Consider the following 9,742-nt stretch of genomic DNA (forward strand, 5'->3'; position numbering starts at 1 on the left):
CGGTTGCACCGCCGGCCGCGCCGGCCGCCGTGGCTGCAGCGGCCACGCCGCCAGCCCCGCCCGCGCCCGGCCAATCGATCCGTATCGAGCTGTCCAAGCTCGACAAGCTGATCGATGCCGTGGGCGAGCTGGTCATCGCCCAGGCGATGATGGCCCAGCGCCTGTCAAGCGAAGGCCTGGCCGCGAGCGAGGAAATCGCCGTGCTCGATGGCCTGACGCGCGATATCCAGGAAAGCGCCATGGCGATCCGTGCTCAGCCGATCGGCTCGGTGTTCAGCCGCGTGCCGCGCATCATGCGCGAACTTTCCGCCAGCACCGGCAAGCACGTGCGCCTGGAAGTTTCGGGCGAGAGCACCGAACTGGACAAGACCGTGATCGAGCGGCTGGGTGAACCGCTGACTCACCTGATCCGCAACGCGGTGGACCATGGCATCGAAAAGCCCGAGGAGCGGCTCGCCGCCGGCAAGAGCGCCGAAGGCACGCTGACCCTGTCGGCCGAGCACCGCTCGGGTCGCATCCTGATCCGCATTGGCGACGATGGACGCGGCATCAACCGCGACCGCGTGCTGGCCAAGGCCATCGAAAAGGGCCTGGTTGCACCCGATGCCCAGCTCTCGAAGGAAGAGATCGACCTGCTGATCTTTGCGCCGGGCTTTTCCACCGCGCAGACCGTGTCCAATATTTCCGGGCGCGGCGTGGGCATGGATGTGGTGCGCCAGAACGTGAAGGACCTGGGCGGGCGCATCACCATCGAATCCGAACAGGGCGTGGGCACCACGTTCACGCTTACCCTGCCGCTCACCCTCGCCATTTCCGACGGCATGGTGGTCAATGTCGGCGACCAGACGCTGGTCGTCCCGCTGGCCAACGTGGTTGAATCGCTGCGTCCGGCGGTGGAAGACGTCAAAGGCCTGGGCTCCAACCGCGCGATGATGAACGTGCGCGGCCGCTTCATCCCGGTGGTGCCGCTGCACGTGGCGGTGGGCGCCTATGGTGCGGTCGAAGCGCCGCAGGATGGTGTGCTGATCGTGGTGGAAACCGAAGGCGCCGGCCGCGCCGCGCTGCTGGTGGATTCGATCGTCGATCAGCGCCAGGTGGTGATCAAGAGCCTGGATACCCACTACCGCTCGGTAGAGGGCGTGGCCGGCGCCACCATCCTGGGCGATGGGCGCGTGGCGTTGATCGTCGATGTCGACGGCCTGGTCGCGCGCAGCATGGCCGAACATGGCCAGATGGACCTGTCGCACCCGCACGGGCTGGCAGAAGCCGCATGAGCGTTCACGCCGCCTTCGACGTCAGCCTGCCCGGCGTCAGCCCGGGGGTTTATGACGCCGCCGATTTCCAGGCGGTGAGCGAGATCGCCCATCGCGAGGCCGGGATCGTGCTGCCGCCGGGCAAGGCCATGCTGGTCTATTCGCGCCTGGCGCCGCTGGTGCGCGATTCGGGCTGCCAGACATTCGGCGCCTATGTCCTGCGCATTCGCGAGGATGCGGCCGAACGCACCAAGGCGATCTGCGCACTGACCACCAACCACACGTTCTTCTATCGCGAGGCGCACCATTTCGAGCATTTCGCCCAAGTCGTGCGGCCCCACCTGATCGAGCAGCTCGATCGCGGTGGCAAAGTGCGCATCTGGTCGGCCGGCTGTTCCAGCGGCGAGGAAATCTGGTCGCTGGTGATGACCCTGCTTGGCCCGGATCGCAGCGAAGGGCTCAAGCTGGCGCGGCGCGATATCCGCATCCTGGCCAGCGACATTGCCACTCATGCGATCACCAAGGCCCAGGCCGCGCGCTATCGCCAGGAAGACCTCAAGCCCGTGCCCGAGGCGCTGCGCCGTGCCTGGACCGTGCCCGATGGCCAGGATGCCACGATCGCGCCCGAGGCGCAGGCGCTACTGCGCTTCCGCCACCTCAACCTCTTGGGCGATTGGCCGATGGCCGGCGCCTTTGACGTGATCTTTTGCCGCAACGTGATGATCTATTTCGACAATCCAACCAAGGAACGGCTCGTGGCGCGCTTTGCCGAAAAGCTCGTGCGCGGCGGCCACCTCTATATCGGCCACAGCGAGCGGGTCACCGGCCCGGCTCTGGAAGAACTGGCGAACATGGGACCAACGATCTATTCGAGGAGGGCGGCATGACGATCCGCGTGGTGATTGTCGAGGATTCGCCCACGATGCGGGCCATCCTCATGAACCGGCTGTCGAAAGAGCCGGATATCGAAGTGGTGGCCGCCGCCGCCAATGCCGCCGAAGGGCGCCAGATGATCCGCGAGCTGGACCCCGACGTGGTCACGCTCGACGTGGAAATGCCGGGCATGAACGGCCTGGATTTCCTGGAAAAGATCATGCAGCTGCGCCCGACGCCGGTGATCATCGTGTCGGGCGCCACCCAGCAGGGCAACGATACCACGGCCCGCGCGCTCGCGCTGGGGGCGGTCGATTGCTACGCCAAGAGCGAGATGGGCCAAGGCATGACGCTGGAAGACAGCGGCCGCCTGGCGAACATGATCCGCAGCGCGTCCAAAGTGCGCTTTGCCCCGCGCGGCGCGCCGGCCCCGGCCGTGCCGACCAGCCGCATCGCCAGCCAGGCGCGGCTATCGATCGCCGATCGCCCGCGCCTCATCGCCATCGGCTCGTCCACCGGCGGGGTAGAGGCGCTGCAGATCCTGCTGTCGGATTTCCCGGCCGATTGCCCGCCCACACTGATCGTGCAGCACATCAACGAACGCTTTGCCCCGGCCGTGGCGCGCACGCTCGACCAGAACTGCCCGCCGCGCATCCAGTTGGCCGAGTCCGACATGCCGCTGCGCGAGGGCAACGTCTATCTGGCACCGGGCGATGATCGCCACCTGGGCATCGGCGGCACCACCAGCCTGCACGCCAAGCTGCGCCGGGGCGAGGCGGTGTCGGGCCACCTGCCTTCGGTCGACGTGCTGTTTTCCTCTGTTGCCGAAGTGGTCGGCGCCCAGGCCGTGGGCATCCTGTTGACGGGCATGGGCTCCGACGGGGCCAAGGGCCTGCTCGCCATGGCCCAGAAGGGCGCGCGCACCATTGCCCAGGACGAGGCGACCTGCACCGTCTTTGGCATGCCGCGCGCCGCCATCTCGCTGGGCGCGGCCAAGGTGGTGGCGCCGATCGGGCACATCGCCCGCCACGCTTTCAGCAAGGCGGCCTGAGCCATGTTTCACAAACCCATCCTACCCAACCCCAGCGGCCTGGAGCGGATCACCGTGATGCAGGGCCAGGCCCTGGCCAGCGCCGACAAGAGCCTGGAATATTCGACCGTGCTGGGCAGTTGCGTGGCCACTTGCCTGTTCGATCCCGATGCCCGCGTGGGCGGCATGAACCACTTCCTGCTGGCAGAGCCGCCCGCCGGCTATGACACTGCAGTGGACGAACACTACGGCCTCTATCTGATGGAACTGCTGGTCAACGAGATGCTGGCCAAGGGCGCGCGCAAGTCAAAGCTCAAGGCGCACCTTTATGGCGGGGCCAACGTCAACCGTAACATGATGAAGATCGGCTCGGTCAATGCCGAGTTCGCGCGCAAGTTCCTCGCCAACGAAGGCATCGCGCTGCTGCGCGAAGACCTTGGCGGAACCCAGGCGCGGCGTGTCGATTTCCGCCCGGCATCGGGCCAGGTCCGCCTCCGTACGGTGGAAGACCGGCTTGCGCCACCTGTGCAACCCACTGCGCGTCCGGCCAAATCGCTGGGCGATGTCGAACTGTTCTGAATGGAAAAGCGAGTCCAGGCATGACCACTACCACCCGGATCCTGACCGTAGACGACAGCCCGTCGATGCGGGCCCTGCTCAACCACGCACTCACCTCGCAAGGCTTCGATGTCTCGCAGGCCGAGGACGGCATCGCCGCGCTCGACTGGCTGGCCCTCAACGAAGTCGATGTGGTGATCACCGATATCAACATGCCAAGGCTGGATGGCTTTGGCCTGATCGAGCGCCTGCGCGAGGGCAGCCGCCACCGCGATCGCCCGATCCTGGTGCTCACCACCGAAAGCTCGGAAGAAAAGAAGGCCCGCGCCCGCGCCGCCGGAGCGACCGGCTGGATCGTCAAGCCGTTTGACCCGGCCAAGCTGGTCGCGGCCGTGCGCCGCGTATCGCACTAGGCCATGGCCATCGCAGTCCTGAAGGGAGACAAGCAATGATCCGCGAATTGATCACCTTCGAAGTGGAAGGCCAGGTATTCGGCCTGGATATCATGGCCATCCGCGAAATCCGCGCCTGGACGCCAACCACGCGGCTGCCGCGCGTGCCGCACTATGTGGCCGGCGTCGTCAACCTGCGCGGCACCGTGCTGCCGGTGGTGGACCTGGCCGCGCGGCTGGGCTGGCGCGCCACCGAGCCGACCCCGCGCCATGCCATCATCGTTACCCAGCTGGGCAGCCAGATCGGCGGATGGATCGTCGATTCGGTCAGCGACATCGTGACCGTGCCCGATGAAGCGATGCAGCCCCCGCCGCCGGCCTCGGGCAGCGATACGGTGGTGCCGTTCCTCGATGGCCTGGCCGCGATCGAAGACAAGATGGTCATGGTGCTGAACCTGGCGGCGCTGGCCGACAGCGATTCGATGGCCGAAGCGGCCTGAGCCAAGACCACCTGACGCGACGCTGCGGAGAGCCTTTGCGATGCCTATCGACACGACCGACCTTTGGCCCGAGCCCGACCCCGCCCCCCGCGCGGCCGGCACCACGGCCCGCGCCGAGGCCACGCAAACGGTCGAGAATGAAGGCTTCGTGCCTTTCGATGCCCCGCCCCTGCCCACCCCCATGTCCACATCGTCGCCGGTGGCCAGCCCGACCCACGCCGCGCCTGACCCAGCCAGCCTGCGCGATGCCACGCACCAGCGCATCGCCGTGGTGCTGGAGGAACTGGCGCTCGAAGTGGAAGACCTCGGCGGGCGCCTGTGCACCGACATGGACGTGGCCGCGCGGCACATGGACGTGCTCCAGGCGATCGACCTGATCGCACAGAAGCAGCGCTCGCTGGCCAGGCTGCTAGAGGCCGATTGCCCGATCACGGCGATCGAGCAGATCGGGCTGGACGTGCTGCGCGACCGCATGCGCATGTTTCATTAGCACGGCTGCGGAGCAAAAATTGCGCCCATGCATTACGGCGGTGCTGGACTTGGGCCATGGCCCTCGTCCATGGAGCATGGCATGTGGCAGCTTTATCAGTTTCCCCTTTGCCCGTTCAGCCGCAAGGTTCGGCTGCTCATGGCGGAAAAGGGCATCCCTTATGAATTGGTTCGCGAAAATCCCTGGGACTATCGCGAGGAATTCCAGAAGCTGAATCCCGCCGTGCGCACCCCGGTGCTGCGCGACGAAGGACGCGGCATCACCCTGGTCGATAGCCGGGCGATCTGCGAATATCTGGAAGAGACCAACGACAAGAACCCGATGATCAACGGCACGGCCACCAACCGCGCCGAGATCCGCCGGCTGGTGGCGCTGTTCGACGAGAACTTCTTTGCCGACGTGACCATGCCCTTGCTCGAAGAGCGGATGAAGAAGCGGCTGGTCTATCGCCAGTCACCCGATTCGCGCATGCTGCGCGAGGCGCTGCGCCTGGCGCACGATCACCTCTATTACATCGATCACCTGATCGATAATCGCCCCTGGCTGGCCGGATCGACCATGAGCCTGGCTGACCTTGCCGCCGCGGCGCAGCTTTCCGTGGCCGATTACCTCGGCGGGATCGACTGGAACGGCCACGAGCAGGCGCGCGACTGGTATGCCGTGTTCAAGAGCCGGCCCAGCTTTCGCCCACTACTGTCCGAACGGATGGACGTGATCCAGCCGCCGGCCCACTATGCGGACGTGAACGCCTAGGGTCTGTAGAGGGCTTCGACAGGCTCAGCCCGAACGGGTCGGAAAGACCTCCACCCCCGTTCGCCCTGAGCCTGTCGAAGGGCCTGTCCTGAGCCTGCCGCCCCCGTGGCAATTACCCCAGGCTCTTGACGCCAAACCGCCCCGCCTTGCGATAGCGCAGCATCCAGCGATCGAGGAACAGGCCCAGCGGCCGCGCGCGCAGGCCAAGCTCGGCGAGGCCCGGCAGGGTGCCGCTCGCCACGCTACCGGCCTTGAGCAGCGCCAGTTGATCGCGCGACAGCGGCGTGCCCGGCAGGCTGGCAAACAGGCCGGCCATGGCATCACCCACCGGCACCAGCACGGGGTTGCGCCCCTGCGCCTTGGCGATGCGCTGGTTGATATCCATCATCGTCAGCACTTCGGGGCCGGCCAGTTCGAACGTCTTGCCGGCCTGGGCGGGGAAATCGCTCAGGATCGTGGCGATGGCCCAGGCCGCATCATCGACGAACACCGGCTGCAGGCGGCCTTCGGGGCCGAACACCGGCACCACCGGGAACTGGCTGATCACCTTGCCGAACAGGTTGAGGAACGCGTCATCGGCCCCGAACATCACCGAGGGGCGCACCACCACTGCACCGGGGAACGCCGCCGCCACGGCCGCTTCGCCTTCGGCCTTGGTGCGGGCATAGGCGACAGGCGAGCCGGCATCGGCGCCGATGGCCGAGACATGCACGAACGCCTGCGCGCCGGCATCCTTGGCCAGCGCCGCCACGCGGCCCGCGCCGCGGCCCTGCACGGCATCGAGATCACCCTTGAACGCGCCGACCAGGTTGACCACCGCATCGGCGCCCAGGAACGCGGCCGCCAGCGAGCGTTCGTTCTGCACGTTCACGCGCAGGAACTGCACCTGGCCCAGATTGCCCAGCGCCTTGATCGCATAGCCGCGTTCGACATGCCGGCTGCACACGCGCAGACGCGCGCCACGCTCCAGCAATTCCTGCGCAAGATGGCTGCCGAAAAAGCCGCTGCCACCCACCAGCACCACCAGCTTGTCTTCCAGATCGCGCACGTTGCCCATAGCCTTGCCTGTTCCACCTTGGTCGGTTTGCGAGAAGAAGCGGCGCGCCGGCCGCTCCACACCATGTTTCATCGCGCCTTGGCACAGCCAGGGCCAGCCGTTCAATGCCCCGGATCAACCACAGTGCCCGGCCAAGCGGAAAATTGCCGGCTGTGGAAAAAAAGATGCCATGAAAATGACAAAACCCGTGTTGACACCCCCCGGCCTCACCCGTATTGGCCCCTCCACCGACGGCGAGTGCCCGACAGCACGCACCGAAGAGAAAGTGCCCAGGTGGCGGAATTGGTAGACGCACCGTCTTCAGGTGGCGGCGCTCGAAAGGGCGTGGAGGTTCGAGTCCTCTCCTGGGCACCATTTCTCATTCCACGGACGTCCGTAGACGTCCGTGAAGTGGCTGAAATAAGCCAAATTTTGTGTTATGATCGTCCATCCAAATACGGGCGAATTCGGCACCAACCGGGAACAATGCGGGTATATTCGAGGGTATCGATATTCGTCCCTAGCTAGGACGATACCCTCATGGGAACCCTGTTTGTCACCACCATCGCCAGCGCCAAACCGCACGAGCGCGACTATAAGCTGTCGGACGGCGGTGATCTCTATCTTCTGGTCCGCCCCACCGGCACGAAGCTTTGGCGTTTCAATTATCGCTATCTTGAAAAGCATCGCACGCTTGCGTTTGGTGCCTGGCCCGAGGTGAGCCTCGCAGATGCGCGCGTGCGCCGCGACGACGCACGGCGCTTGCTTGCTGCAGGCACCGATCCTTCGCACCAACAGAAAGTTGATGCTGCCCGCGCTCGCGTCGCCGAGAACGACACTTTCAAGCTCGTTGCCGAGGAGTGGGTAGCCAAGAACATGCGCGAGGGCATGGCCGAGATAACGCTGAGCAAACTGCGTTGGCTCCTCGACAAGGCTTATCCCAGCATCGGAAATCGCCCAGTTGCCAAGATCAATGCGCAGGAGGTTCTAGCCGTACTGCGCGCGGTTGAGGCAACAGGTCGCCACGAAAGCGCTCGGCGCATGCGGAGCGTACTTAGCCGAGTCTTCCGCTACGCTATCGCGACAACGAGGGCAGAGCGGGACCCGGCAAGCGATTTGCGCGGCGCGTTGACAGTTCCCAAAGCCAAGCACCTTGCTGCAATTACCACCGAGGATCGGGCCGGAGATCTCATGCGCGCGATCGAAGGCTATTCCGGCCATGCCATCACGCTGTTCGCTTTGAAGCTGTCAGCACATCTCTTTGTGCGCCCCGGTGAACTTCGCCAAGCGGAATGGGCAGAGTTCGATTTCGATCGCAGCGTGTGGAACATCCCTGCCGAGAAGATGAAGATGCGCCGCCCGCACCGCGTCCCTCTATCATCACAGGTTGTAGGCCTGTTTGAGGGCTTATGGGACCTGACGGGTCAGGGCCGCTATTGCTTTCCATCATTCCGCACCTCGACGCGGCCCATGTCGGAAAACACGGTCAATGCCGCTTTGAGGGCCCTTGGCTTTGGACAAGAGGAAATGACCGCGCATGGCTTTCGGGCAATGGCGGCCACTCTTCTCAACGAGACCGGACGTTTCAATCCGGATGCGATTGAACGGCAATTGGCGCATATGGAAAACAACGGGGTCCGCCGCGCCTATACGCGGGGAGAATACTGGAATGAGCGGGTGGCGTTGATGCAGTTCTGGTCGGACGAGCTGGACCGCTTGCGCGATGGCGCGAGAGTGCTCAAGCCTAACTTTGGCGGCCAAAAGTCGTTTGTCTCCGGATAGGCTTTTTGCCGTTAGCTTGGTGCCGAGACTTGCCTAAGGTTAGCTGTGGCGCGATGGACATGCCCTGAGACATAAACGGTCACGGGATGCCTGATAGTCCCCTGTTTACGGCCCTGATTTGGCTTGCTGCCGCGGAGCGACAGTAACCCGGGCAATCAGCGGCGATGACGCTAATTTGCGCCCGCCTTACCGGCCTCAAGTGCTGCCGCACGCACCATATGCGCCCAACTCCCGATATACGCAGCGCGAACCTTGTACTCGTCACCTGCCTCCTGAGTCATCCAGGCAACGCCGCCCAGCGTCTCGGCCAACTCCTGCGTAGTGCAGATGCCCTTGCGTTCGAGCAACCCACCCAGCGCCGCCAATACCGTGCCAACCGCGAACAATGCATCTTCGTCCATGCGTCGCTCCTATCCTGCCACAAGTCCAAGCATGACGTATCTAACGATAAATGCTAGGCGGAGCGCTCAAGTTTCAGCGGTGTCGCGAACCGCCGCCATACCAGACGTTCGGCAGCCAGAACCGGAGCGTCGAAAGCTGCCGGTCGTTCACTGCGGTCGGGCGGCACTCGAATGCCCGGGCCTGGGACAACATTACCACTGGTAGCGGTTTCCCCAAATGGCGGGTTCCACCGCGATCTGCCACTCGTGAATGTTCCGGAAAGGATGGGAAAATTTGAACGGTCGCGCTTTAGCAGAACGCGGCAGCCTAAGGTTCCTGCAGGGTACTGGGTAGTTCGACGATCGATCAAAATCAGGCTTGACGCTAAATCTATCTAGGTAGATTTAATGCCATGCCTCGTTCACGGACTCTCTCCTCCCATGCTCGGACGGTCCTTGCCGTTCTCCTCGATGCCGGTGGCCAATGGTCGCACGGCTATGAATTGGTTCGGCTCGCCGGTGTGAAATCTGGCACGCTCTATCCGCTGCTGATCCGTCTGGAAGCGCAAGGCTATCTCGAAGCGGAATGGCAGCCGCCGACGGAAGGCGGACGGCCGCCTCGGCATGCCTATCGCTTGACGGCGAGCGGCGTGCAGTTCGCCCGCGCCAATCCCCCCGAACAGGCGGCGCCTCCG

Annotated in this window: 12 protein-coding genes and 1 tRNA gene; 11 read left to right on the forward strand and 2 right to left on the reverse strand. The window is 64.6% G+C overall.

Annotated features, from left to right (window positions below; translation table 11 throughout):
* From IP65_RS20440 to IP65_RS20475, 8 genes are all read left to right on the forward strand, one after another.
* Positions 1-1,274 (forward strand): chemotaxis protein CheA (locus IP65_RS20440; RefSeq protein ID WP_197279315.1); only part of this gene is annotated, 1,274 nt, incomplete at its 5' end.
* Positions 1,271-2,140 (forward strand): protein-glutamate O-methyltransferase CheR, encoded by an 870-nt coding sequence (locus tag IP65_RS20445; RefSeq protein ID WP_022677529.1) that lies wholly within the window; start codon positions 1,271-1,273, stop codon positions 2,138-2,140. The genes IP65_RS20440 and IP65_RS20445, both read left to right, overlap by 4 nt.
* On the forward strand, positions 2,137-3,177 hold the full coding sequence (locus IP65_RS20450; RefSeq protein ID WP_054132885.1) for a chemotaxis response regulator protein-glutamate methylesterase: 1,041 nt from the start codon (positions 2,137-2,139) through the stop codon (positions 3,175-3,177). Before IP65_RS20445 ends, IP65_RS20450 begins: the two co-directional genes overlap by 4 nt.
* 3 nt (positions 3,178-3,180) lie before the next feature.
* Positions 3,181-3,735 carry a chemotaxis protein CheD gene (locus IP65_RS20455; RefSeq protein ID WP_054132886.1) on the forward strand — a complete coding sequence of 185 codons (555 nt, stop codon included), beginning with the start codon at positions 3,181-3,183 and terminating at the stop codon, positions 3,733-3,735.
* Between the two features lie 20 nt (positions 3,736-3,755).
* On the forward strand, positions 3,756-4,127 hold the full coding sequence (locus IP65_RS20460; protein WP_022677527.1) for a response regulator: 372 nt from the start codon (positions 3,756-3,758) through the stop codon (positions 4,125-4,127).
* A 35-nt stretch (positions 4,128-4,162) separates the two neighbouring features.
* The gene (locus IP65_RS20465) at positions 4,163-4,606 is read left to right on the forward strand and encodes a chemotaxis protein CheW (protein WP_054132887.1); all 444 of its coding nucleotides are present in this window, start codon (positions 4,163-4,165) and stop codon (positions 4,604-4,606) included.
* Between the two features lie 40 nt (positions 4,607-4,646).
* Positions 4,647-5,096, forward strand: a complete 450-nt coding sequence (locus IP65_RS22080; RefSeq protein ID WP_231627881.1) for a hypothetical protein — start codon at positions 4,647-4,649, stop codon at positions 5,094-5,096.
* Between the two features lie 81 nt (positions 5,097-5,177).
* The gene (locus IP65_RS20475; protein WP_028658198.1) at positions 5,178-5,849 is read left to right on the forward strand and encodes a glutathione S-transferase family protein; all 672 of its coding nucleotides are present in this window, start codon (positions 5,178-5,180) and stop codon (positions 5,847-5,849) included.
* A gap of 112 nt (positions 5,850-5,961) precedes the next feature.
* Here the strand turns inward: IP65_RS20475 and IP65_RS20480 are convergent, their stop codons facing one another.
* Positions 5,962-6,906: a complex I NDUFA9 subunit family protein gene (locus IP65_RS20480; RefSeq protein ID WP_054132888.1), complete on the reverse strand. Its 945-nt coding sequence runs from the start codon at positions 6,904-6,906 to the stop codon at positions 5,962-5,964.
* Positions 6,907-7,173: 267 nt separating this feature from the next.
* On the opposite strand from IP65_RS20480, the gene IP65_RS20485 reads away from it, so the two are divergent.
* Both IP65_RS20485 and IP65_RS20490 read left to right on the forward strand, forming a co-directional pair.
* Positions 7,174-7,260, forward strand: a tRNA-Leu gene (locus IP65_RS20485).
* Positions 7,261-7,425: 165 nt separating this feature from the next.
* Complete coding sequence (locus tag IP65_RS20490; RefSeq protein WP_028658197.1) at positions 7,426-8,667, forward strand: integrase arm-type DNA-binding domain-containing protein; 1,242 nt, start codon at positions 7,426-7,428, stop codon at positions 8,665-8,667.
* Between the two features lie 170 nt (positions 8,668-8,837).
* On the opposite strand, the gene IP65_RS20495 is transcribed toward IP65_RS20490, so the two are convergent.
* Complete coding sequence (locus IP65_RS20495) at positions 8,838-9,068, reverse strand: hypothetical protein (protein ID WP_022677523.1); 231 nt, start codon at positions 9,066-9,068, stop codon at positions 8,838-8,840.
* Between the two features lie 392 nt (positions 9,069-9,460).
* Between IP65_RS20495 and IP65_RS20500 the strand changes: the two genes are divergently transcribed.
* The coding region (locus IP65_RS20500) for a PadR family transcriptional regulator (protein WP_054132199.1) at positions 9,461-9,742 on the forward strand (282 nt) is incomplete at its 3' end.

The sequence above is a fragment of the Novosphingobium sp. AAP1 genome (assembly GCF_001295765.1).
GTDB classification, from domain to species: domain Bacteria; phylum Pseudomonadota; class Alphaproteobacteria; order Sphingomonadales; family Sphingomonadaceae; genus Novosphingobium; species Novosphingobium capsulatum.